Below are 25,265 nucleotides of genomic sequence, written 5' to 3'. Positions count from 1 at the left end.
AATACTAAAACTAACTTCTATTAGCCTCTTTACCCAAAAAAAGACGAAAGAACTCAACATTACTAGTTATCCAGATTTTGAACAGTAGATAAATTAGGCCTGCTTTCCTACTGAGGGTTAGGTTAGAATAGAATAAGACGCTCTTTCCGCGCCCAAGAAACATTTTTAAAAGTCTAATTAAAAAAGACACTCTGTCTACAGTTGTCGAGCGTTTTAACTTTGTCTCCCAGTTTCCACCTATAATTCTTTTACGTTTGACAATCAATTCATGGACATTTCTAGATGGGTGATTGACTGATGCTTCAGGGTTAAATATTACTGCTCCCCCCTTAGTTACAGCGCGCTGACTTATTTCTACATCTCCCCCAGACTTTAATTTAGAATTGAATACACCCACGGAATCGAAAAATTTCTTATAACAAAAGAAGTTTGCTGTAATACACTTGCCATTTTTAGCATTTTCTTCTTGCTTCATTGAGAAAGTATTTTCAAAATCAATCGCGCTTTGTTCAGTAAATTTTTCGTTCTCTTTAAAAAAATTGACCTCACCAGCTATTATTGTTGTTACCCCTTCCCCTTTAATCTTCGTAAGATTCGCGTCTATCCAGTTTTTCGAAACAATACAATCCGAATCTGTAAAAGCAGTAAAGTCGCCGTTACACACCGACAAGCCTTGATTACGCGCAGCATAGGAACCTGGAACTTCGCAGCTTTCCACCACCAAGTCTTTATACTTAGTTTTAAGTTCACTTTCGATAATAGCCAGGGTGTTATCTGAAGAGCCGTTATCTACTACTATGACCTCTAAAGAGTAATTTATCTGAGACTGTTCATATACCGAATTCACACAATCTATAATGCGCTTTTCGTCGTTGTAAACTGGTATAATTACGCTAACTAATGGTTTTTCCACTTTCTTCCCTCTGGATCCCCCGGTTCTTAGTAGCAGAATGCTGTCGCATCCGCCTACATCATTACCATGAACCTATTCTTTATCTTTTTGCAATTATTCTTACAATAGAGGTAGTTGTTTCGGCGATGTTTCCCCAATCAAATCGAGATAAGAAACTTTGCTGGTCTAGTTTTAAATCTAAACTTGCTAGTTTATTAAGTTTAGTCGACAGCGCTTCAATATCTCCGACACGAAAGTAGCTATCGCTTTTAGCCTCTATATCTTTATTAGGAAATATGTCGCTCAGTAATACTGGCGTTCCTGCGCTAATTGCCTCTAATGCTACGATAGGAAGTCCCTCATGATATGAAGGTAAAACAAATACTTTTGCGTATTTAAACAAGGCATGTAATTCATTTCCGCTTCGACGGCCTGCGAATATCACTTTTTCAGCTCTATTGTTTAATAACGTCGATGCATATTCATCAACGTGATCCGCATCACCGACAATTACTAAAGGTTCCGCTATTCCTGATTTTTTGTAAGCTTGTACAAGATCATGAAACCCTTTTTCAGGCACTAATCTACCCACTGCGAGTACATAGTTATGCGGTTGCAACCCAAGATCTACTGGAAGAAAAGAGTCTGAAACATCCTCGGCAAACTTCGGTAGCATACCGTTAGGTACGTATTGAAGTTTATCTGAATCATTTGGGAAACGTATTTTCAACTGCTCTGTTAATGTCTTCCCTACGACTAAAACAGCATTGCCATAATTTATACCCATTTTTTCGCCAAACTTTAGTACCTTTTTAGCGAATGGACTCCACTTTTGCCTGTCGTAGTCTGCGCCATGGTGAGTAACCATAACCTTCATACCAAGCAATCGTGCTAATGGCGTGAATAGTGCAGGTCCTATTGCATGCAAATGCACAATATCTGGTTTTACAAAAAGTCTGGCATAAATAATAGCGATAAAAGTATGTAAGAAGGTTTCTAGCAATTTGTGCCTTAGCGCCCAAACACTAATAACTTCTACACCTTCATATTCATATCGCTTCTGACTTACATAGGGCGAGCGCGCTAAAACCGTAACCTCCGCTCCGTGCCTTACCATTTTAGGGTAAAGCTGTTGGCAATGAGACTCTATCCCTCCCATAACATCTGGGATACCGCGTAGACCTATTGCGCATATCTTCATAAAACTAATCCGTTGTAGTTAATGTTGCTAATTGGTTTCTAAAACTATACCGCGCTTTGGCAGGGGCAGTATTACCTAAAGAAACGCCCATCAAAATTGCGAAGAATATTAGCCCTTCTATATTCCATAGTGGCATTGTTGCTAAATTCATTGTTAGAAAACCAATCAAAGAGAGTGGCAGGATTTTTGACAAGCGTTTGTCTTTTACACCAGCGGTGATAATTAAAGAATACGAGCATAGGAATAGAAAAGAGAACAGCCCTATGTATCCGTATTCATAAAAGTAAGAAACATACGTGTTATGTGCATAATGCTTAAAAACGCCGTTCCACGCCTCTGGTCCATAACCAACTAATTGTTGAAGCAAGTCTGAATTTGTTAGCGCATCTATATATTGGCTCCACAAATATACTCTTGAAGACATAATGTCTTTCTCAGCTTCAGTAAAATAGGCAGGCGCTTTAAATATTAGGTCTAAGTTCGATGCTAACGTTCCAACGTCGGCAAACCTTTCCCTCATCGAAAAAGAAAGTGCCACAAAAACAAAAATAAGGAACATTGAAACCACTGTTAAAACAGGGGCTTTTTGGGAAGGCTTCAAACGTTGCTCTACTAACGAGTAATAGAAGATTGCAGCAATAGGTAAAATTGTTAACACTGCAGTTCTGTAATTAACGAGTATGAGTAGGAAAACCGCTATCGTAAAAAGTGTGGTTCGAAACCTAATAGCATGTCTTTCTGTTAACCCTAGTACAAAGATGAAGCTAACTATTATCATAGAAAAAGCTGCTTCGTGATTATATCCGCCAATATAGCTTGCCGAGCCATCGTTCTCTGTCGCTTTCACTTCGCCAAGCACTATAGACAGCACTTGCATTGTTACAGGCATAAAAAAGCACACCAATAGCTTTTTAAAGGTAACACTGTGACCTTGAGCCCTTACAGATAAAAATATAGCCCCAGTTAACACCAAGAAATAGCACCATTTAACTAATACATTTATAGTGCCTGGAATCAACATGTTAACAAAGCCACTCATTGCAATGGCAAGAAACAGAAAGTAGAAAGGAAGTAGTTTACGTAAGGTAAATACTGCAAACGGTAAGAAGAAAAGCCCAAGCCCTGCAACCGATATACTTGAAAGCGCATTTATTGAAAAACCCGCTACCAAAGAAGGGTACGTAATAGTATGAAACGCCGACAAAAAGAATCGCAGCCATATAGCGCAAATAGCAAACGCTAAATATTTATTGCAGTTACCCGTTATGGTGCGATACACCATAATGAAGCTTATTAGGCCAACAACTACCTTTAACCCTTCGAACATGTTTATTCACAAACCTTTTCAATAATGGCTATGACTTTTTCTTGAAAGGCATTGTAAGAAAATTGCTTTGCACAGCTTTTGCTTTTTGCGGCGTAAGAAACTCGAACGGTTTCGTCACTGAATGAGCTTAACGCGCTTGCAACACCTTCAGCGTTATTTAACTCACACAGAATACCGTTTTTTTCATCACTAGCGCCAGTTACTCTGTAAGGATATTGTTCGGCAATAATTTCCGCAGGGCCCGACTCACAGTTTGTTGCTATTACCGCTTTTTCTAAGCACATGGCTTCAACAATGGCGTTAGGGAACCCTTCAGCATTTGATGTACTTACAAAGTATTCGGCATTGCTTAAATAAGGGTATGGGTTTGCTTTAAAACCAAGAAACTGCGTTTTGCTTTCAATTCCTAGCTCTTTTGCTTGTGATTTTAGGTTCGCTTCTTCATCGCCCACGCCCAGAATCACTAAGTTTTCTGCTATGTTAGCTTTAGCATAGGCGTTGAGTAGTAAGGAAAAGTTTTTATTCTTAACTAAGCGCCCTACCCCAATAATGTAAGGCTTTACCGGTAGATCCTGCACATTTTCCGATGCCTGGGCCTGAAGTTGGTCTATATCGTAAGGGTTGTACAACACCGCTACCTTGTCTCTTGATACTGCATAGTTGTCGATAAGGTCGGCTTTTACGCCTTCAGATACAGCTACAACGCTGTCGGCTTTATTGTAAAGCAAACGAACTAACAAACGGCTCACACTATCCTTTAGGCCGCCAGAAAGGTGGCTTGTTGTATTAACCCGCTCGCTAATTATAGCTTTAAACTTTAAGCGCTTGGCTAACGTAACGTTCAGGAAGTTACTTCGCGTTAAAAAGCTAAAGCAATATTCTGGGTTTAGTTCCGCTAAAACAGGCTTAAGCTGTTGATAGCCTGAAACTAAACTGCCTTGGGAATTGAGCACTATTTTATTAACGTACTCGGGGCAAACTTGAGATTCAGGCAAATCATCTAGCAGAATTAGATGTACAGGAATGTTTTTAGCAACGAAATAAGATTGCATTATGGTTAGCAGTTTAACCATTACTCGTTCAGCGCCGCCGCCTTCAAGTGAATTAATGATAAACACCGCTGGACGCGCTGAGTACTCCATGAAAGTTCCTTTTCGTTGTAAATTTACTACAAAGCTGGGTAATGATACCAGATGGTGTGCAAGTTCATAACCCACACCATGTACTTATATGTTCAAAACTCTATTTGAAGATAGCTTAAACATAAAATGTGCCAAAAAGATCAATATAGTACAAAAAAACTTTTTGGTATTTGAAATACCTTTCAAGTTCCTAATAAGTTTGCCATCATTGCTTTATTGGTAGGCAAGCTATGCTATCGCATAGTGGTGAAAGATTTTTTACACTTGCCTTAATCTATTGCATAAAGTACCCACGGTTTGCACCAAAAGAAACGTTTTCACTCTCCTTTTCTTACCCGTTTTACTGCACGCAGTATGTTAACCGCTGTTCGCTCAGCTGTTGTTGTAGGTCTTACCTTACTAGCCGTTACATCGCCTATAGCCCAACAAAAAACCGTATTCACGCCGCAAGTTTATGCACGTATCGGTTCAATTTATGGCAGCGAAGCAAAAGAAGACGTTGCTAAATGGCGACAATTAGTTGCTGAGTTACAAAATGAAGACCTAGACGAAAAACTTTACGAAATAAACCGCTTTTTCAATCGTTTTGATTTTGTAGACGACCTTGTTCACTGGCAACAAAAAGATTATTGGGCAACGCCAATAGAGTTCATTTCTACTGGTGCGGGCGACTGTGAAGACTACACTATTGCCAAATACTTCTCTTTAATTGAACTTGGCGTCCCTGAACAACAGTTGCGATTAATGTATGTAACCGCCTTAGAATTACGCCAACCCCACATGGTTTTGGCGTATTATGAAACCCCAACCTCTATTCCACTTGTTTTGGATAATATAAATAGGCGTATATTACCTGCTAATAAAAGAAGAGATTTGTCACCCATTTATAGCTTTAATGGTAACGGCTTGTGGGCCGCAAAAGCTATGGGAACGGGCCGGAAGCTGAAGGGAAGCGGCCCAATGAAAATGTGGGACGATATGGTAGAGCGGCTAGACCGCGTTATGTACGGAGATAAAGAAGAATAATGAGACTATCTACCCAACTAAGTACAAGCTTACTGGTTTTTTTAATACTGGTTTTTGCTGGTTCTTTCATAATAAACGTTAAGCTAACCAGAGAATATGTAAACGAGCAGCTTGCCACCCACGCGCAAGATACCGCGACTTCGCTGGGGCTATCAATCACCCCATATTTAAGTGAAGCTAACGGCATTGCGGTAGCCGAAACCATGGTAAACGCTATTTTCGATAGAGGTTTTTACCAATACATAACCATTACCGACATGGAAGGCAATTTACTAATTGAAAGGCGTAACCCTAACACCATTGATACGGTGCCAGACTGGTTTACTAACATTGTAGAAGTTGCTCCCCCCGTTGAAAAAACAGAATTAAATGATGGTTGGACGATGGCGGGTGAACTAGCGGTTCAAAGTCATCCAGGCCTTGCCAATGAAACCTTATGGGAAAGCGTAAAGCAAAGTGCGTTTATGTTTTTTGCAGCCTTTGTTTTTGCTTATATTGCCCTGCTGTTCATCATCACTGCTATTACAAAACCCCTTCGTATTGTGGTAAACAAAATTGAAGACATTCAAAACCAAAAATTTTCCCACATTAGCTACAAACCTTTTACCAAAGAACTTTCTTTTATAACTCAGGCGGTAAACAGGCTTTCTTCGTCTGTTGAAGTTATGTTTAAAGAGTTAACGCAAAAGGCTGAACAGTTCAGAATTCAAGCCTTTGAAGACAGTCTTACCGGAGTGCAAAACAGAAACGCTTTCACACGCCATATGAATGCCCTACTTAGTAAAACTGCCACCTCGGATGAAGGCTATGTAATTTTAATACGTCTTGCACAACTAAACGCTATTAACATGACATTAGGTGCTCAAGATGGCGATAAGTATGTTACGGGTGTAGCTGAAGAGCTTAAAAACTTCTCATCTAGCATTCAGGAAACGGCGTTTCTGTTTAGGGTATCTGGCGCTGATTTTGTATTGGCTACAGAAGCAATGACAAAGCAAGATTGCGAAGCCCACATAAACGTACTCTGTAGTACCCTAGCGCCTTGCAACCCACTTAAAGATGGCAGTAAAGCAGTATGGATTGGCGCTGCGCAGTTTAATGATGAACAGTCTTTTTCCGAAATTATGGAAAATGCCGACAGTGCACTGATGGCTGCAACCAAACAACCTCACGGCTGGCAGTTCGCTTCTGAGCTTTCTCATATTCACAGTAACACAGCGTGGAAAGAGCGTTTAAACCAAATTTTAGATCAGCAATACGCCGATATACTTATTCAGCCTGTAATGAATGTTGAAAAAAACACACCCGCTTACTGCGAGGCGTTTGCGCGATTTAAAGACAGAGATACTGGCAACCCTATTCCTATGTCACAATTAATTCCGGCATCTGAACGTTTGAACTTAATTCCTGAGGTTGATAAGTTGGTGGTAAGCTTAGTGCTTAATAAACTGGCAAAAGATAAAAGGAATGTTGCAATTAATATTGCAAATGCATCTTTAGCCAGTGGGTCGTTTAGGCAATGGCTGTTAGGTTTGCTGAACCAAAATGAAGCGCTGTGCACTTATTTGATCTTTGAATTAGAAGATTCAGCGTTAATTCACCACAAGAACGACGCGGTATCATTTTGTAAGTCGCTGGTTAATTTAGGCTGCAAGATTACGGTTGAACATTTTGGAGACAATCTTGCATCATTAGCTGGGTTGAGGGCTATTCAGCCTCATTTTGTAAAAATTTCCGGCAAACTTACGAAAGATGTTCACTCAGACAAAGATAGTCAGTTATTTGTAAGTAGTTTATTAAGCATTGCACGCGGGTTGAGCATTAGCATTATTGCTGAACTTGTCGAGAACGAAGCCGAGTCGATTGCACTATCGCAACTACATGTTTCGTATCAGCAGGGTTTTTACTTTGCCAAACCTTCGTTATGGCAGTATTAGTAAGCCTAAAATGAATAGATGTATAACAAAAACGAGATCTTATACGTTCACTTGTTGTACAATATGGCTATATGGCGTTAGCAAGAAGCTAACCCGACGTTTTTAATCTAAGGATAAGTTATGCGTAGCAACGTTTTTTTATCTGTGCTTTTAAGCGCTTTAATCGCTTTTTCGACAGTTTCTTTTGCGCAAGAAGGTAGCGTACCAGGCCTACAAGTTAGAAACCTTTTAGTTACTGAAATTGAAGAAGGTGCCGCGGTAGAGCAAGCCGCTAGTGAAGTAAGCCAGACTGTACTTGACGAAGGTATGTTTTTTGATGCCGCTGGCTTATCGTACTTAAGCGAGAACCAAGCTGCTTATCAATCGATGGTGAGTCTACTGAACGACAACGCAACCGGCTTTGAAATTGCTATAGCAGGTTTTGGTGAATTGCCGGAACAACCAGAACAAGTAGTAACTATCGCTATTTTGATGTTCCCAGAAGACGCTAATGAAATTTACAATATTGCCCTTCAGATGCAGGTTATTAGCGAAGAAGACGCATTATTAGCAGTTATTAATGCAGGTGTAGACCCTAGCACGTTAACGGCAACTGCGGCAGGCGCTGCTGGGAATACCTTCTCTCCGCTAGGTGTAGGTACGGGTGCTGCTGGTGCTGGCGGTGGCGATACCACTATTTCAGCGAACTAAAGCCCATTATATTTAAATTTCGCGCTAGTACGTTGTAAGTGCTTATTTTTAATACCCAGAAAACCGAAAAGTTTCTTTTCGGTTTTCTTTTGTTTACCTTGTTCTGGCTGCCTTTATCACTAGGTGCCAATCGCCCGTGGGCATGGGCATTAATGCAAATGTCAATTTTCTTTATTGGCGGCATTTTATTACTCATTAACAACTCTTTACTCTCAAAGCTATACGCACAATACAAGGTGCTTGCTATTGTATGGATGGCATTTTTAGCCTGGCAGCTAATTAATATAATTCCCCTTCCCTTCTCTTTAGTTGAAGCCCTTCGCCCTGAACGCGTTCACTTTATGATGAACGATAATATTCAGTACGTGGAAGATATAAGGTCGCAATGGCCTTCGCTAAGTTTCGATGTTGGGCAGAGCAACGTTACGTTTTTTAAATCGCTTGCCTATTGCTTCTTGTTTTTCATTGCACTTACTCTTATCAACACAGGTAAACGCCTTAGGTACACTTTGATAGTGATTAGCGCTGCTGGTGTGTTTCAAGCTATATATGGTGCATTGGAAGTATTGTCTGGCTTGAAGTACAGCTTGATTTTTAAACTACCTGTTTCTCATATTGCCACTGGAAGTTTTGTGTATAAGAACCACTACGCTAACTTTCTTTTGCTATGTTTAAGCGCTGCCATTGGTTACATGATAGCTAGCTTGCGTGTTCGAAGCGGTTCTAGCCCAAGAGAGCGATTACGTCGAATAGTACGCTTTTGGCTAAGTAATAAAGTGCTGTTTCGTATTGGCATTATTATTATGGTTATCGCGTTAGTTATGTCTCGCTCTAGAATGGGTAACAGCGCCTTTTTCATAGCTATGACTATTACCGCCACGTTAGGTTTAATTTACTTCAAACCGCGCCAAAAAAGCTATGTAGTGCTGTTTATCAGTATGCTAGTTATCGATATTCTTATTGTTAGTAGCCTTTTTGGGCTAAAGCAAGTACAGCAACGCATAGAGCAAACTAACTTAACTCAAGAAAGCCGAGATGAAGTTGTTACTGATGCCCTGCCCCTTCTTACCCAATACGGGATCATAGGTACAGGTGGTGGCACCTTTTATACGGTATACCCCAAGGTTCAAAGTGAATCTATTCAGCACTTTTACGATCATGCTCACAACGAATACCTTCAATTTGCTATTGAGTTTGGCATTGTGGGCGCAGCCGCTATAGCTTTGCTCGTTTTGCTGTGTGCGAAAAGCGCCTTAAGCGCTATGCGACACCGAAGACACCCACTGCCAAGGGGAACAGCCTTTGCCACTGTTATGGCGGTGATAGGAATGGCTTTACACAGTACTGTCGACTTCCCACTGCAAGCACCAGCAAATACCGCTATATTTATTGTACTGCTATCACTAGGTGCGTTAAGTCGCGATATCCCTATGGGGCGGCGAGATAGATAGCCACAATTAGTTTTATGACACAAGGGGACCTGTGTGGTATTAAAGATAAAGCGACCAATAAAAGAAGAGCCTAACGTTCAGCACATGTTAGAGCGTATGCCCAAAAATGTTGCAGATTCCTTTACCGACGACCAGTTGTTTCATTTAAATACCGCACTTGCTGGACGGCGGTGGGGCAGCCACAAGGTGGATCTAAGAGGCACTATAGGTTTACTGCGAAGCCGATATTATTTTGTTTTACTGGCAGGTCGAGATAAGCGCGACCTATCGCGTACCGAAAGTCGCATAGGCAAACTGGTGATGGCAGCGGTTATTGCTTTATTCTTATGCGTATCTTTAGTGCTAGGCTTAGTGCTGTTGTATATTTTAAAAAGCTGGCTGGGTATAAACCTTTTTGAAGGGTTTTCTTTAGGTTTATGGGATTGGCTGAATGGAAAAGGCTAGCTAATCATAAGTTATGCAGTTATGAATGCGCTTTCGAACCGGGTAACTGGCGTCGCGCAACCATCTGCAAACGGTTTCACTCGCATTGTGCTTTTGTATTGTATTTAAAACAAAGTCTCTGCTTAGCGGGTTCTGAATGCCTAAATTCAAATGCTGTTTCAATTGCTCTTTAATTTTTACGTAGTGGATAGACCTTCCAATAAACATTTCTAAACCGAACTCCACGATAAACTTGTGCACTATGGCATCCTGCGGGCCGGCTTGCTTGGCGTTTTTTACGTAATGATAAAACTCATTATCTAACTCACCCTGCTGTAGTTTTACAGAAGCCAAGCCAATCCAGCTGCCGCTCCAGCTAGGCCGCAATAACAGGCTTTTTTCATAGCTTTGTGCCGCATTGTTTAAGTTATCACTATGGCTCTTTAAGCCTAATTCAGCACTGCCCGATTCTTTACCTCTCTTTTCAACAACGGCTTTCCACTCAAATAGCTGCCCCTGTATTTGATAATAAAGTGCATTGTCTGGGAAATAATCGATAGCGTTCCCAATTTTGCCTAGGCCACTGTCAATTCTCTTTATTGAAGCTTTGTCAGGGCTTAGTTGCCAACCCTCAATGTCATTTTTAACGCTGTAATATGCATTGCCAGCAATGAAAAGCTGCATACTCCACAAAAAACAGAAACCGGCAAGCGCCACCATTACCCACTTCAGTATTAAGTTGTTATTTGTGAAGGTATTGAGTAAACGGCTAATCATTGATTGATTCAGTTGGTTTATCAAACGACACTATAGCACCAGGCCGCGTTACAAAAACCTCTTGTGCAAATTCATCACTGAATGTCGACACAACATCGAAAGCGGCGCTCATATCGTTAGGTCGGCGCTCAAGATCATGGGTGTCTGACGCTACAACATGAAATGCTTTGTTTCGCATCATAGATAATGCGAAATCTTCTACCTTGTCACCAAAGCGACCTGTTAGCGCACCTGCGGTAACTTGGAACATACAGCCTTGACGCTGCAGCCAGTTAAACTTGTGCTGCTCGGCTAATAGCTCACGGTTGCGCTCTGGGTGTGCAATAAGTGGCTGTACGTTATTTTTCAAAAGCCATTTTATAAGTACTTCCAAGCCTTGCGGTATGTGACTATGTGGCATTTCTAGTAGCAAGATATGCTTGCCGTTATATTCGCCTAAAAAAGGCAGTTCTTTTTGCTTGTACCAAATAGGAATTAGCTCGTTTACGCGCACTTCTGCGGCAAAAGAAAGAGAAAGAGGAATAGATGCGCAATTTACTTCTTTTTGAAACTCTAAGAAAGTTTGTTCGATAGACTGTAATGTATTGTCGAAGTAGCCTTTATGAATATGTGGTGTACAAACCATATGGCGAACGCCGCCATCTACAGCTTGCTGTGCCATTTGTAAGGCAATATCTAAAGACCTGGCACCATCGTCGATGCCAGGCAGTATGTGGCTATGTAAGTCTATCAATAAATGCTGTTAGCTGTTTTTATGACTGGTATACCCGTATTGATCATAAAACCCAGCGTACCTTTGTGCTGCTCCAGATTTGCGTAAGTCTACTTGATTTAGTACTACACCATCAAGGCGATGACCTACTTGTAAGAAGCGAGACAACCCATTATTAATTAGCTTCTCACTGGTACTGTCAGCACGTACAACATAAATAACCGAGTCACACGAATTAGCAATAACCATAGAATCGCTTACCGCTTGCGTTGGTGCAGTATCAATTACTACATATTTATACTGTGTTTTTAACAGTTCAACAAGCTCGTTGAAACCCTTATCAGACAAGAGTTCCTGCGGATTAGAAGGTATAGTACCTGCTGATAAAATATCAATATTAGACTCTTCATCTCTTACCAAGCACTCATCTAAAGTATGAGACTTCAAAATAAGGTTGGCTACGCCGGGCTGATAGTTGGGAATATTAAATTGCTTGCCTACACTAGGGCGACGTAAGTCCGCATCGATAAGTATCGTTTTATCTAGCTGACCCAAGGCGAACGCTAAGTTTATAGAAACCGTCGTTTTACCTTCTTTAGGTACACTTGAGGTTACCATGATGGCTTGTTGCTCTTTGTCTAAATTCAATAAAGATAAGCTAGTACGCAATGTACGTACAGACTCAGCAAACTGATGCTTTTTACCGTCGAAGAATGAACGAACAGGCAAGTCGGTCTTTTTCTTATGTGGTAACCATGGAATAAGCCCTAACATACGTTGACCAAGCTTGCGCTCTACATCTTCCACTGAACGTATACCACTGTTTAATGTTTCCATTGCAATAGCTAAGAACACGCCAAAGCCAACACTGAATACGAACGCTGCGCCAATCAACAACTTTTTGTTTGGTTTTGAAGGTACGTAATTTGGAAGCGCTTCATCTAATACTCTTGCGTTTGCAGATTCAAAACCACCTAGCTCGTCAGTTTCTTTTAAGCGTGTGAAAAATGAATTATATAGCTGCTGGTTTATATCGACTTCGCGCTGAAGGGCTTTACGCTGATTGTCCAATCCAGACAAGTCGCGGAATTCGGCTTTTGCACGAGATACTTCCCGCTCTAGCTGAGCTACTCGGTCTTCAGATACTTCGTATTGCGTAGTAATACTTCTAATAAGGTCACGTATTTGGCCGCTTAGGGTTTCTCTTATTGATGAAAGCTCTGCGTTTGCGGCTATCATGCGCGGGTGTTTCGGGCCGTACACATTACTAAGCTCGCTTACGCGCGTCATCGCCTTAGCTTCATCGCGGCGAACGTCTCTTATAGTGGGGTGATTCAGCACTTCCGGTAGGCGAGCAATGTCATCTAATGAAACATCATTACGTGTTTGTTTGTAAATAACCGCGTTTAATTTAAGCGCAGTCTGTGCATCTAATAACTGCTTACTCAGTTGCTCTAGTTCTTCAGACGCTAACCCTACTACACCATCAATATTTACCACTTGGTTTTCTTCGTAGAACTTCGCTAAATTACGTTCAGCCACATCTAGCTTTTGCTTCAAGCCTTCTAAGCTTTCCGTAAGAAAAGACGTCGCTTTTGCCGTCATATCTAACTTAGCTTGAAGGTAGTTCTCTATATAAACATCAGTAACTGCGTTAGCTAACTCCGCCGACAACTGCGGAGATTCAGTAGTAACAGTAATACGCATAACTTGCGTGTTATCTACCATTTCTACTGACAACGCGCTCATTAGTAACGACGTTGCTTTACGCTTTTTAGCAGCTAGAATTTGCTCTTCTGTTAGCTCTTTTGGTTCATCTTGGGGTAAAAAAGGTAGTGCTTCAGCAAGTGTTGCTTTAAGCTCATCGATGATGCTTGGCTCTTCGTTCGCTGGCATAAAATCTTCATTAGCCCATAGCGACAAGCTTTCTACCGTACGCTCTGCAATTTGACGCGACTGCAATATTTCAAACTGCGTTTGCATGTAGTCTTTGCGTTTGGTGTCTAAGCCATAGACTTCTTCAATTGAAACAACGTTTGCTTTGTCAGCTTCTACCAAGATAGTGGTGGTAGAGGTATACATTGGCGTCATGCGCAAAACTAACAGCGCAACTAAAATTGTGAACGCAATTGCTAATGAAACAATACGAAATGCGTAACGCTTTATAATTCCTAAATAGTGAGCAATGTCGATGGTTTCATTTTCAAACACACCGGCGTTTAACTCTTCCCTGCTATTTACTGCCATTTTTATTCCTGAACGCTACGTGTAATTTAGAAGAAACGCTGATTAATAGTGATAATGTCACCAGGCTGGATCATGTCACTAACCGTTACTGTGAACTCGTTAGTTCTACCGTCTTTTTCGCGTATGATGGTAATTTTGTCGCGCGCTGCGCGCTCGGTATACCCGCCTGCTAACGCAGCGGCTTTATTAACTGAAAGCCCAGGTTGATATGCATAACCACCAGGGCGCTTAACTTCACCATCAATAAAGAACGGACGATATTCGACAATGGCAACAGATACTGATGGATTGACAAGGTAATCCCCTAATAAGCCATCGTAAATAAGCTGCTCTACTTGCGCTGCAGTTAAACCTACAAGCTTTATTTCGCCTAAAAATGGGTAGTTAATAGTACCTACATCTGGCAGACGAACTTCCATAGAAAGGTCATCTTGACCAAAAACGCTTATTTGAATTCTATCACCAGAACCCAACTGGTATTGGCTCATACTTAAGTTGCCCTCTTGGGCCATTACTTGTAACGATCCAAAAAGTAAGAATATTAATGAAAATAAGCTAACTGCTTTTTGCTTCACAGCGTTACCTCTACTGTTACACCAATTTCGCTTTTGTCATAACCGATAGTATCTCTGTTACTATCTCTATCTGTGTACTGATAAAATGTGCTGAATTTTAACCATCTACGTGCTTGGTAATTTAGTGCTGCTGAGTAGTTCATTAATTCGTCGTCTCTGTTAATGATATCTACTTCATTGAATACATATTCGTCATTCTGCTGCGTAACACTAAAAGATGTGCTAACTCGTTCTAACCAGTCATGGTTCCATCGCACACTATAATTTTGACCGCGAATGAAGTCACCTTCTCCGTTGGTTTCAAACGTATCTGCGCTGGTAGAAATTCTTACAGTTGAATAGCTAACAGGTTGCCAATCAATGCCAACTTCCCAGTCGGTTCCATAGAAAGTACCACGAGATTCATTATCAAAATCTTTTTCTTTATAACCTACTTTCGCAAAACCGGTAGTTGCAGCAGTACTCTCCCATACAACACCTACAAGTATACGGGTTTCATCATTGTCACGAGTGACTAAATCAAGTTGCTCGTCATATGTTATGAAAGTCTTTGTTACGTCAACTACCATACTGGTTGCCGAACCAATCTGGTAACCAAATTCAGCGCCGACCATATTTTTTGCACGGTCTCGAATAATATAGGCATCTTCGCTTCTATCGTAATCAAGGGTTTGACGACGCGCTTTAAGAGTAATCATGCCGTCTGTAGTTGCAGCACCGTAACTATACTCGGCAGATAAATTGCTGCTCTTATATGTGTCTGGTGTGGTTATTTCTAAGCCAGAACCGATTGAAAAGCCTGTACCTCGATCTTCATGTCCGTCTTCATATTGTGCGAGTGCGCTTACGCGATGGCGGCTGTTTAATTCAAAATCACCTGACGCTTCTACAAAATGGTCACTGTAATCGTCATTTTCGCTAGAGAAATAAACCCCCTTCTCTAATCTATAGCCTACTTGAATTGGGTTTCCGTCAACCTCTGTAGCAGCAATTAGTTCTGGTGAAAGTGTTGTTCGCCAGCTGTAGATTTTACTTTGATTGTCTCTGGCATTCGCTACGTTATCGACATAAGCCATAGACGAAGTAAACGACGGAATTAAATCGAATTGCCCAGCTTGAATTCGACCGGCCTCTTGGGCATATAGTGTCGGAGTGGCGCAAATAACCGACATTGCTATGATGCTTTTGGTCCTTTTAAACATGTTTTTTCCTTCCTTCGATGACCTATGTTGAATGACACTCAAATAATTTTAACTCCGCGTCGGCTATAACTATGGCAAAGATGTCGGAATCAAAATGAAAACCCTGCATCTTTTACAGCATTTTGGTGTTTTTTACCGAAACGTCGAACCTAAGTACGATATGAGCAATAGGCGTGCCGCATTTGCAATATTGCTTAACGTTGTCGTTACTAAATTAAAAGAAAGCCTGTGCTAACTGATTAAACTTTCACCGCTTCACACGCCTGTGCAAAAGTATTCTATAAAGTACCCGCGTATTGTTTCAGCTATGTGTCTGCGCAAAAAACTGCATAATATGCTATCGTATTTATATAAAGAATGAAAAGCGCATAAGCATCATTCTACTCTTTTTGCACCAAATTAGTACGAAATAAATTTTCAAGGTGTAATAAAATTACAATATCGAGGGGATATTGTTACGATAGAAAGGCGCGTTGTGCAAATAGCTAGAATAACAACACGATAAACAATCGATTGGCAACGCAACGAAAAGACCAAGTAATTTCAGGCACAACTATTGCTAGGAATTATACAAATGTTTTAGCTGTTTTTACTATTTACGTAATACTTGGATCAGGTTAGCTAAATAAACCATCCATAGCGGCCTTCACTTTTCACCTAGAGATTACCTAAATGGACAATAGAGTAGAATCTAATAAAGCGCTTAAAGCACACCCGGTAGAACCCAATACCAATGGTGGCTTAGTTGTTAGAAACCAAAGCGGTTTTTCTACTATTTACAGGCTTATAGACTTATCACTTGTTACTATTCTTTATTACTCGTCTGCTGCGTATTACGGAAATCAGATAGACACTACAAGCCTTATCCTTTTATTTATTAATGTAATTTGCTTTCAAATTTCGGCAGAAGGCGTAGAGCTTTATCGGTCTTGGCGTGGCCATGGAACCCAAGAGATGCTAAGAGCAGCGGCTATTACTTGGGCATTGAGTATTTTAGGTACTATGACGATGGGCTACTTTTTTGTTCAGGAAATTAAGACCCCGCCTCCTGCAATTTTATTGTGGTTCGCATCGTCATTTGTTGTGCTGATAATGTGGCGTTTTGTAATGCGTAAATTTCTGTTTCGCATTCGTAAAAGTGGTTTGAACTCACGTCGCTCTATTATTATTGGTGCTACACAACTTGGTGCAAATGTCGCACTTCAGATACAACAAAACGAACATTTGGGTATAAAGTTCAACGGGCTTTATGATGATAGAGAACCTGAAAGACTGCCACACGAGATGCAAGGCGCAGTGCTTGGAAATATAGAAGCTGCAATTGAGATGGCAAAGCGCAACGAAGTTGACTACATATACATTGCCCTTCCGATGAGTGCAGAAAACCGAATTCGCAGTATTCTAGAGCAGTGTAGTGATACTACGGCAAACGTTTATGTTATTCCGAACTTCTTCATGTATAACCTACTGAATGCTAGATGGCAGACAGTAGGAAACGTGCAAGCGCTTAGCGTTTACGATACACCATTCCAAGGCGCAAGCGACGTTCTGAAGCGTTTAGAAGATATTGTTTTAAGCACCCTGATTCTAATGCTTATATCTGTTCCTATGTTAGCGATTGCAGCAGCAGTTAAGCTTACATCCAAAGGGCCCGTAATTTTTAAACAAAAGCGTTACGGTTTAGATGGTAAACAAATTACGGTTTACAAATTCCGGTCTATGACAACCCAAGATAACGGTGCGGTTGTGAAGCAAGCAACGAAAAATGATGCGCGTTTAACGAAGATTGGCGGCTTTTTAAGAAGAACGTCTTTGGATGAACTTCCACAGTTCATCAATGTTTTGCAAGGCCGTATGTCGATTGTGGGCCCTCGCCCCCATGCGGTAGCTCACAACGAAGAATACCGTAAGATAATCACCGGCTATATGCTTCGCCATAAGGTTAAGCCAGGAATAACCGGGTGGGCGCAAGTAAATGGCCTACGTGGCGAAACCGAAACGACTAACAAAATGGTACAGCGCGTTGAATATGATTTAGATTACATACACCGCTGGTCTATCTGGTTTGATATCAAAATTGTATTTATGACTGTTTTCAATGGTTTTATAAATAAGAACGCCTATTAAGCTGAGTTTTTATGGGGATTACATTGTAAATAGGCGTTAATCCCTGCCCTCTAAAAGAATAATGACATTTAAAGTAGTATGAAATTTAGAAAAGATATAAATGGTCTTAGAGCCATAGCTGTGGTTGCTGTCGTATTATTCCACTTTAATGAATCTTGGATGCCGGGTGGATTTACCGGCGTTGACGTATTTTTTGTCATATCAGGCTTTTTAATGACGAGTATACTTTTTAACTCCATGGAAAAAAGTGGCTTTTCTATTTTTCGATTTTATTTAGCTAGGGCGAATAGAATTATTCCTGCTTTAGCCATTTTATGTATTTGTTTAATGATTGCTGGTTTATTTTTCCTCCCCCCTTTGGAATACAAAGCCTTAGCCAAACATAGTGCAGCAAGTATTAGCTTCCTTTCAAATTTTGTATACTGGACTGAGTCTGGCTACTTCGATGTAGATTCTCACAGAAAATGGTTACTTCATACGTGGTCTCTTTCTGTAGAGTGGCAATTTTATCTAATTTACCCAGTTTTGCTTTTAGCATTACGCTCGATATTTAGTGTTAGCAACACGAAAAGAGTAATTCTAGCATTAACAGTTATGGGGTTTGCGATAAGCGTTATTGCATCTACCCGATGGCCAGATTCATCTTACTTCTTAATTCATACAAGAGCCTGGGAGATGCTGTTTGGCGGTTTAGCTTACCTATATCCGCTTAAGTTTGTTGAGCGTCACAAACGGCTAACGGAGTACGTTGGTACTCTATTGATACTGATGTCTTACGCTTTCATTACATCGTCTAATGCGTGGCCAGGATATTTAGCGCTTCTTCCTGTGCTTGGCTCTTATTTAATCATACAAGCATGTAGGACAAATAGTCTTTTAACAGGTAACGTGGCTTTCCAGTATTTAGGGAAATGGTCCTACTCTATTTACCTATGGCATTGGCCTATTGTAGTAGTAATTAGTTACTTCAAGTTAGGTTTCACATACACGCTTTTAGGTTTAGTTTCAACAATTATCTTGGGTTGTTTAAGCTATCGATTTGTAGAAAGCTTTAAGTTAAGTTCGGCACTTCATTCTACATTTGATTTGTTGAATAAGAGGATAACTTATATAGCCCTGCTCCCTCTGCTAGTCACATCTTTAATCTATTTTAATACTAATTTAGTGTTTGGACTTCCAGAAACCATATTTAAAAACACGCTTGTAAATAAAGATACTGAAGATAATGGAGAGTATACCTGGGAACTTCACAAAAGCCTTAACGGCAATCAATTTACAGACGACGGTCAAAATAAAGTACTCGTAATTGGTGACTCTCAGGCGGGCGACTTTATTAACATGTTATCTGTGACAGAAAGTTTTGAAAAAATTGACTTAGTTAGTCGAGTAATATACTCACGCTGTAGAGGCGTTTACTTGAACAGTCGTACTTCAGACAAGATGTTCTCATCTTTGTCAAAAGAATTGTCAGAAAAGCAAGTTTCCGAATGTAAACAAGCACTAACGAGTTTGCAGACGGATGAAACAATTAGAAAGGCAGATACGATAGTCTTAGCTATGCACTGGCATAATGACTTCATTACGTACCTCTTAGATTCAATAAAACAAATAAGAGAGCTTAACCAAAAAGTTAATATACTCGTTGTCAGCGGAAAGTCATTTTCAATGGAAGTACCGCTAATGTTGTTCCATTCTTATGAGTCAGAAAAAGACTTGTCTAGCATAGCATATGAGCACATTCCTACTTCGTCTGACTACAACTATGAAATACAACATAAACAGCTTCTTGCAAAACAGTCGACACTAGGATACGACTATATAAACCTATTCGACTTCTTCTGTAACCAGAGTCAGTGCGAAGTTGCTGATCACGATTCAAACGTATATTTCTACGACAAAAATCATCTAACGAGATTAGGGGTTAAAACGCTAGGTGAAAAGCTTGCACAGAGTAAGTTTATTAACCAATTGACTATAGTAAATTAATTAATCACAAAAGATATTCAGCTCTTTTACTATTAGCCAACCAGTCTATGATTACTATCGGCGGCAAACGAACCCTAGGAAAACTCCTTTAGAGCGTTTAGAGTGCAGTCGAGAGCATACCTTGGTTAAAATGGCATAGTAAGGTTTTCAGACGTCTACGGTCGTGTAGAGAAAAATAAGAGCACTCTGTACCAAGTAAACGACTATAAGCAGAGCTTTGGCTCTGCTTTTTTGTATCTGAACCCCAGAAACGAAAAAAGGCGAGCATGTTGTTGCGATTTACTTTATTGCCAATAGTCTTACATTTGGCTTAATCGCAATTCCTTCACATAGAATCCCATATAGAATTTTTGTTATACTGCACTGCTCTATTTCTTGACTTAAAAAGACATAAAATTGCGCTTATTCATTTCCCTAATTCGTAACGCACTTGGCGGTATTATTGCCTTAGTTGATTTAACTACTCGTGGCACTAAACTTAAACGGTTGCCACAAGAACAACAGCAAGTCGAAAAAGCCGTACAAGAATTAACACTTTATCAATTTTTTGCTTGCCCTTTTTGTATTAAAACACGCCGCGCTATGTATAAAATGAATTTGCCTATTCGTAAACGCAGCGTATCGAATGGGTCCCCGTATCGTGATGAGTTGGCAGATGGCGGCGGAAAAGTACAAGCGCCTTGCTTACGTATACAAACCCCTGAAAAAGATATTTGGTTGTACGAGTCTTCTGAAATTATTAAATATTTGCAGCAACGCTTTCAGTAAGTTGTTTATATTCGCCGATTGAAGGAATACAACATTGGCGACAAGGTAAATTGGCTTTAAAGAGAGTGAGTTATCTAAACCCCAAAAACGAAAAAAGGCGAGCATCCTGCTCGCCTTTTTCCGAAAGAACTTAAACTTAATTAGTTAATAATTAAGCTAATGCGCCTTTAGCCGCTTCGACTAGTGCGCTGAAAGCTGCTTTGTCATGTACTGCGATGTCGGCAAGGATCTTACGATCGATTTCAACAGACGCTTTCTTCAAACCGTTAATGAAACGGCTGTATGACATACCATTTTGACGAGCAGCAGCATTGATACGTGCAATCCATAGTTGACGGAATTGACGCTTGCGCTGACGACGGTCACGGTAAGCATATTGACCAGCTTTAGTTACAGCTTGTACCGCTACGCGATATACACGTGAACGTGCGCCGTAATAACCTTTTGCCTGCTTGAGGACTTTTTTGTGACGAGCACGTGCGATAGTGCCGCGTTTTACTCTAGCCATTAATCAGTCTCCTAAGTCTTATACGTAAGGCAACATGCGCTGAACCAATTTGGTATCAGAATCATGAACCAGTTTTTTGCCACGAAGGTGACGTTTACGCTTAGAGCTCTTCTTAGTCAGAATGTGACGTAAGTGAGACTGTTTGCTTTTAAAGCGGCCAGAACCCGTTTTCTTGAAACGTTTGGCGGCACCGCTTACAGTTTTCATTTTAGGCATTGCTAAAACTCCGCATTGTTTAATATCGGTATTTTTCGTGTTGCAGTCACTTCATACCGGCTAATGTTTAGCAGCAAGGTGTTTAAGGGTGCAGATTCCTTAAAACTTTAGACCGTTACTACTTCTTATTTGGGGCTAGCACCATGATCATCTGACGGCCTTCCACACGGCGTGGGAAAGACTCGCAGGTAGCGATATCTTCCAAATCACCTTTAACGCGATTTAGTAGATCGATACCGATGTCTTGGTGCGCCATTTCACGACCGCGGAAGCGGATCGTAACTTTGGCTTTGTCACCACCTTCAAGAAAGCGACGCAGGTTGCGCAGTTTTACCTGGTAATCGCCTTCATCAGTGCCAGGGCGAAATTTAATCTCCTTGACCTGAATTTGCTTCTGTTTTTTCTTCTGCTCTTTTTGAGCTTTACTTTTTTCGAAGAGGAATTTGCCATAGTCCATAACTTTACAGACTGGCGGCTCGGCATTCGGACTGATTTCTACTAGATCTAGGCTCGCTTCTTCAGCGGCACGCGTAGCATCTGCTAGCGAAACCACACCAACCTGTTCACCGTCTTTGCCAATTAATCTTACTTCTCTGGCTTTAATCTCATCGTTAATGCGGGCTTTGTCGCCCTGAGCCTTGTTGTTAGCGCCTTTAATGTGCTATTCCTCCAAACATTTAATTCTTTTGTCTGCTTCTGGGGTGGTCGGTTGACCTAAAGTAAAACCAAAAGCAGACACCTTACTTGTGTATTATACACAAATTGCTCAACTATTTAATTGTCTTTTCTACAACTTCTTGTTGAGCCATGGCAATAAAGTCTTCCAGGCGCATTTTGCCTAGGTCGTCACCGCGACGAGAGCGCACTGCTACTTCGCCCGCTTCCATTTCTTTATCGCCCACAACTAGCATATATGGAATACGCTTTAATGTATGCTCGCGGATTTTAAAGCCGATCTTCTCATTTCGCAAGTCAGACTTTGCTCTAAACCCTAAATCTTGCAGTTTTTTTACACAATTTGATGCGTAATCAGCTTGTTTGTCAGTAATGTTCATTACTACAACCTGCTGAGGTGCTAACCAAAGTGGGAAGAAACCTGCAAATTCTTCGGTCAAAATACCAATGAAGCGTTCTAGTGAACCCAAAATCGCACGGTGAATCATAACCGGCACTTTGCGCTCGCCATCTTCAGCTACATAGGTAGAGCCTAAGCGACCTGGCATTGAGAAATCTAGCTGTACGGTTCCGCACTGCCATGCACGGTCTAAGCAATCGTGCAGCGTAAACTCAATTTTTGGTCCGTAGAACGCACCTTCACCTGGCTGATAATCGAACTCGATATCATTGGCTTTAAGTGCTTCCGCAAGCGCAGCTTCTGATTTGTCCCAAATCTCGTCAGCACCTACGCGCTTTTCTGGGCGAGTAGACAGCTTAACTTTGATATTTTCGAAACCAAACGCAGCGTATGTCTCGTACACCATCTTAATACAGCCACTCACCTCTTCTAGGATCTGTTCTTCAGTACAGAAAATGTGAGCATCGTCTTGGGTAAAGCCACGAACACGCATTAGGCCGTGTAGTGCACCCGATGGTTCGTTACGGTGACAGCAGCCAAACTCAGCCATACGAAGCGGTAGGTCGCGGTACGATTTCAAACCTTGGTTGAAAATTTGTACGTGGCCTGGGCAGTTCATCGGCTTAACGGCATATTCACGCTTTTCAGATTCAGTGGTGAACATGTTTTCAGCGTACTTATCCCAGTGACCTGATTTTTCCCAAAGCGTACGGTCCATCATTAATGGGCCTTTTACTTCATCGTAGCCGTATTCACGCAGCTTCTTACGCACGAAGCTTTCAAGTTCAGTGTAAATTGACCAACCATCATTGTGCCAAAACACCATACCTGGCGCTTCTTCTTGCCAATGGAAAAGGTTAAGTGCTTTACCAATTTTACGGTGATCGCGCTTTTCTGCCTCTTCTAGGCGCTGTAGGTAAGACTTAAGCTGCTTCTTGTCAGCCCATGCAGTACCGTAAATACGCTGAAGCATTTTGTTGTCGCTGTCGCCACGCCAGTAAGCGCCTGCCACTTTCATTAGTTTGAAGTGGTGACAGAACTTCATGTTTGGTACGTGAGGTCCACGACACATGTCTGTGTATTCTTCGTGGTGATAAAGTGCTGGGCGGTCGTCCTTGCTGATGTTCTCATCAAGAATTTCCATTTTGTAGCTTTCACCGCGTGCTTCAAATGCATCGCGTGCTTCTTGCCAGCTCACTTTGTTTTTAACCACGTTGTAATTGGTTTTAGCCAGTTCAAGCATACGCTTTTCTAGTTTGGCTAAATCTTCCTGGGTTAGGCTTTCTTCCATATCAACGTCATAATAGAAACCGTTGTCTATAACTGGGCCGATAGCCATTTTGGTGTTAGGCCAAAGCTGTTTAATAGCGTGACCTAACAAGTGCGCGCAACTGTGACGAAGAATTTCTAACCCTTCATCGTCTTTTGCAGTAATAATTTGAAGTTGTGCGTCAGCGTCAATCATATCAACGGCGTCAACTAACTCACCGTTTACTTTCCCTGCAATGGTTGCTTTGGCTAAACCAGGGCCAATATCGTTTGCAACGTCTAGTACAGAAACAGCGTTATCGAAAGCGCGTTGGCTTCCATCAGGAAGGGTAATTACAGGCATTTTAATTCCTTTACAGTGGTGACGCCTACTCTGCGCCACATGCATTTATTTGATAAATTTAATCGTGCTCTTTAGCACTCGAAACTTGCTTAGCTAATACACATTAGCGATCTACGTTGGCAATCCACATTGGCGTAACAATAAAATACACGCGCTGCGCTTGTTTAATAAGCTTTTATGAATAAAGCCGTGTTAAAGCAAGTGGTGGATTATAACCAGTGTATGGTCAACTTCAATATTGAAAAGCCTTTATTCACTAATTAGTGGGGCTTTGTTTTTCCTCGTTATGCTCTAGAGCAAAAATTTAGGCTGGAATTTATACATTTCAACGGTTTTAACCCATACTTTAGTTGAAGGCGATAAAGGTGAATAAACTAAGTAGTTAAGCACGCTCCTAATCGTAATGGCGTTACAACCATCTCACCCCTACTCGTCTTAAGTTTAAGTATTAAACAAAGCAGAGTGCGTAATATGTGGCATTTTATTAGCGAGCATATTTCAGACGAGACGCAGCAATTCTTTAGCTGCCAGAAAGCCGAGCGCGTGAGCGGCGGCGATACTCACCAAAGCTATATAATAAGAGATCAAACCCATAGGTACTTTGTTAAAACAAGGCGCTACGACGACACTCAGCAACTTTCCCATGAAGCTGAAGGGCTAACCGCTATTACTAATACGCAAACCATTCCTACGCCACAGGTCATTTGTCACGGCATCACCGCCAAAGAATCTCCCAATATGGAATATTTGGTGCTTTCACACATTCGATTTGTTGAACCTGCCGCAAGCGATTATTTCGCTTTAGGACAAAAGCTTGCTGCACTGCATAGTGTTAATGCCTACACCAGCTATGGGTGGCCCCACGACAACTATATTGGCGCCAGTGTGCAAACCAACGGGCGCATGGCATCGTGGGCGGACTTTTTTGCAGAGAAACGCATTGGCAGTATGTTAGAACGTTTGGCATCTAATGGGCTGTGGACAACACAAAACGGCGATATTGATAATATCGTTACGAAAGTAAAACACCTTCTTAGCCTGCATCAACCCCACCCTTCGCTGCTTCATGGTGATCTGTGGGCGGGTAACGCTGGCTTTAACAAGAAGGGACCTATTTTATTTGACCCTGCTGTGTATGTTGGCGACAGTGAAACTGACCTTGCTATGGCTGAATTGTTTGGTGGTTTCCCTAACACCTTTTTTGAAGGCTACCACCAGCAAACGCCAATTGAAAAAAATTACGCTTTAAGAAAACCAATTTACCAGCTTTACCATATTTTAAATCACGGGTTATTATTCGGCGCGCATTATATTGCGCAAGCCGAACAAATATTAGAAGACATCTACAGGCACTAAAAAGCGCAGCACATG

At 41.2% G+C, this 25,265-nt stretch carries 22 protein-coding genes; 9 read left to right on the top strand and 13 right to left on the bottom strand.

Annotation, left to right across the window (positions count from 1 at the left end; all coding sequences use genetic code 11):
• Positions 1 to 10 precede the first annotated feature (10 nt).
• From ACYX4M_RS14610 to ACYX4M_RS14595, 4 genes are all read right to left on the bottom strand, one after another.
• Entirely contained in the window at positions 11 to 913 is a 903-nt protein-coding gene (locus ACYX4M_RS14610; RefSeq protein ID WP_474807426.1) for a glycosyltransferase family 2 protein, read from the bottom strand.
• Positions 914 to 992: 79 nt separating this feature from the next.
• On the bottom strand, positions 993 to 2,093 hold the full coding sequence (locus ACYX4M_RS14605; protein WP_476080652.1) for a glycosyltransferase family 4 protein: 1,101 nt from the start codon (positions 2,091 to 2,093) through the stop codon (positions 993 to 995).
• 4 nt (positions 2,094 to 2,097) lie between these two features.
• On the bottom strand, positions 2,098 to 3,420 hold the full coding sequence (locus ACYX4M_RS14600; protein WP_476080651.1) for an O-antigen ligase family protein: 1,323 nt from the start codon (positions 3,418 to 3,420) through the stop codon (positions 2,098 to 2,100).
• Between the two features lie 2 nt (positions 3,421 to 3,422).
• Entirely contained in the window at positions 3,423 to 4,562 is a 1,140-nt protein-coding gene (locus ACYX4M_RS14595; protein WP_476080650.1) for a glycosyltransferase, read from the bottom strand.
• A 297-nt stretch (positions 4,563 to 4,859) separates the two neighbouring features.
• On the opposite strand from ACYX4M_RS14595, the gene ACYX4M_RS14590 reads away from it, so the two are divergent.
• From ACYX4M_RS14590 to ACYX4M_RS14570, 5 genes are all read left to right on the top strand, one after another.
• Positions 4,860 to 5,588: a transglutaminase-like cysteine peptidase gene (locus ACYX4M_RS14590; RefSeq protein WP_476080649.1), complete on the top strand. Its 729-nt coding sequence runs from the start codon at positions 4,860 to 4,862 to the stop codon at positions 5,586 to 5,588.
• On the top strand, positions 5,588 to 7,525 hold the full coding sequence (locus tag ACYX4M_RS14585; protein WP_476080648.1) for a bifunctional diguanylate cyclase/phosphodiesterase: 1,938 nt from the start codon (positions 5,588 to 5,590) through the stop codon (positions 7,523 to 7,525). Before ACYX4M_RS14590 ends, ACYX4M_RS14585 begins: the two co-directional genes overlap by 1 nt.
• 120 nt (positions 7,526 to 7,645) lie before the next feature.
• Positions 7,646 to 8,215, top strand: coding sequence for a hypothetical protein (locus ACYX4M_RS14580; RefSeq protein WP_476080647.1), 570 nt, complete (start codon positions 7,646 to 7,648; stop codon positions 8,213 to 8,215).
• Between the two features lie 44 nt (positions 8,216 to 8,259).
• A complete protein-coding gene (locus tag ACYX4M_RS14575) occupies positions 8,260 to 9,666 on the top strand; it encodes an O-antigen ligase family protein (RefSeq protein ID WP_476082886.1) in 1,407 nt (468 codons plus the stop codon).
• Between the two features lie 33 nt (positions 9,667 to 9,699).
• On the top strand, positions 9,700 to 10,110 hold the full coding sequence (locus ACYX4M_RS14570) for a 3-phosphoshikimate 1-carboxyvinyltransferase (protein WP_474872691.1): 411 nt from the start codon (positions 9,700 to 9,702) through the stop codon (positions 10,108 to 10,110).
• Here ACYX4M_RS14570 and ACYX4M_RS14565 read toward each other — a convergent pair whose 3' ends face one another.
• From ACYX4M_RS14565 to ACYX4M_RS14545, 5 genes are read right to left on the bottom strand one after another with little or no spacing between them, the layout of a single operon-like run.
• Entirely contained in the window at positions 10,111 to 10,866 is a 756-nt protein-coding gene (locus ACYX4M_RS14565) for a VpsP family polysaccharide biosynthesis protein (RefSeq protein WP_476080646.1), read from the bottom strand.
• On the bottom strand, positions 10,859 to 11,599 hold the full coding sequence (locus ACYX4M_RS14560; RefSeq protein WP_476080645.1) for a tyrosine-protein phosphatase: 741 nt from the start codon (positions 11,597 to 11,599) through the stop codon (positions 10,859 to 10,861). The genes ACYX4M_RS14565 and ACYX4M_RS14560 overlap by 8 nt, the downstream gene beginning before the upstream one ends.
• A gap of 9 nt (positions 11,600 to 11,608) precedes the next feature.
• Positions 11,609 to 13,825 (bottom strand): GumC family protein, encoded by a 2,217-nt coding sequence (locus tag ACYX4M_RS14555; RefSeq protein WP_476080644.1) that lies wholly within the window; start codon positions 13,823 to 13,825, stop codon positions 11,609 to 11,611.
• Positions 13,826 to 13,851: 26 nt separating this feature from the next.
• Complete coding sequence (locus ACYX4M_RS14550; protein WP_239219860.1) at positions 13,852 to 14,337, bottom strand: polysaccharide biosynthesis/export family protein; 486 nt, start codon at positions 14,335 to 14,337, stop codon at positions 13,852 to 13,854.
• Between the two features lie 59 nt (positions 14,338 to 14,396).
• On the bottom strand, positions 14,397 to 15,602 hold the full coding sequence (locus tag ACYX4M_RS14545; protein ID WP_476080643.1) for an outer membrane beta-barrel protein: 1,206 nt from the start codon (positions 15,600 to 15,602) through the stop codon (positions 14,397 to 14,399).
• 672 nt (positions 15,603 to 16,274) lie between these two features.
• Here ACYX4M_RS14545 and ACYX4M_RS14540 point away from each other — a divergent pair.
• The 3 genes from ACYX4M_RS14540 (at position 16,275) to ACYX4M_RS14530 (ending at position 20,483) form a co-directional block, all read left to right on the top strand.
• Positions 16,275 to 17,729 carry an undecaprenyl-phosphate glucose phosphotransferase gene (locus ACYX4M_RS14540; RefSeq protein ID WP_476080642.1) on the top strand — a complete coding sequence of 485 codons (1,455 nt, stop codon included), beginning with the start codon at positions 16,275 to 16,277 and terminating at the stop codon, positions 17,727 to 17,729.
• A 78-nt stretch (positions 17,730 to 17,807) separates the two neighbouring features.
• On the top strand, positions 17,808 to 19,715 hold the full coding sequence (locus tag ACYX4M_RS14535) for an acyltransferase family protein (RefSeq protein WP_476080641.1): 1,908 nt from the start codon (positions 17,808 to 17,810) through the stop codon (positions 19,713 to 19,715).
• Positions 19,716 to 20,111: 396 nt separating this feature from the next.
• Positions 20,112 to 20,483 carry a glutathione S-transferase N-terminal domain-containing protein gene (locus ACYX4M_RS14530; RefSeq protein ID WP_476080640.1) on the top strand — a complete coding sequence of 124 codons (372 nt, stop codon included), beginning with the start codon at positions 20,112 to 20,114 and terminating at the stop codon, positions 20,481 to 20,483.
• 151 nt (positions 20,484 to 20,634) lie between these two features.
• On the opposite strand, the gene rplT is transcribed toward ACYX4M_RS14530, so the two are convergent.
• The 4 genes from rplT to thrS all read right to left on the bottom strand — a co-directional run bounded on the left by rplT (position 20,635) and on the right by thrS (position 23,894).
• Positions 20,635 to 20,991, bottom strand: coding sequence for a 50S ribosomal protein L20 (rplT, locus tag ACYX4M_RS14525; RefSeq protein WP_012518092.1), 357 nt, complete (start codon positions 20,989 to 20,991; stop codon positions 20,635 to 20,637).
• An 18-nt stretch (positions 20,992 to 21,009) separates the two neighbouring features.
• Positions 21,010 to 21,207 carry a 50S ribosomal protein L35 gene (gene rpmI / locus ACYX4M_RS14520; RefSeq protein WP_012518091.1) on the bottom strand — a complete coding sequence of 66 codons (198 nt, stop codon included), beginning with the start codon at positions 21,205 to 21,207 and terminating at the stop codon, positions 21,010 to 21,012.
• Between the two features lie 118 nt (positions 21,208 to 21,325).
• A complete protein-coding gene (infC, locus tag ACYX4M_RS14515; protein WP_179985174.1) occupies positions 21,326 to 21,865 on the bottom strand; it encodes a translation initiation factor IF-3 in 540 nt (179 codons plus the stop codon).
• 112 nt (positions 21,866 to 21,977) lie between these two features.
• A complete protein-coding gene (thrS, locus tag ACYX4M_RS14510; RefSeq protein ID WP_476080639.1) occupies positions 21,978 to 23,894 on the bottom strand; it encodes a threonine--tRNA ligase in 1,917 nt (638 codons plus the stop codon).
• A 471-nt stretch (positions 23,895 to 24,365) separates the two neighbouring features.
• Here thrS and ACYX4M_RS14505 point away from each other — a divergent pair, with 471 nt between their 5' ends.
• Entirely contained in the window at positions 24,366 to 25,250 is an 885-nt protein-coding gene (locus ACYX4M_RS14505; protein WP_476080638.1) for a fructosamine kinase family protein, read from the top strand.
• Positions 25,251 to 25,265: the final 15 nt, after the last annotated feature.

The organism is Alteromonas sp. ABV4_150, assembly GCF_056311745.1.
Note: the sequence above shows the minus strand (reverse complement) of the source record. Positions and strands in the feature narration are given on the sequence as shown.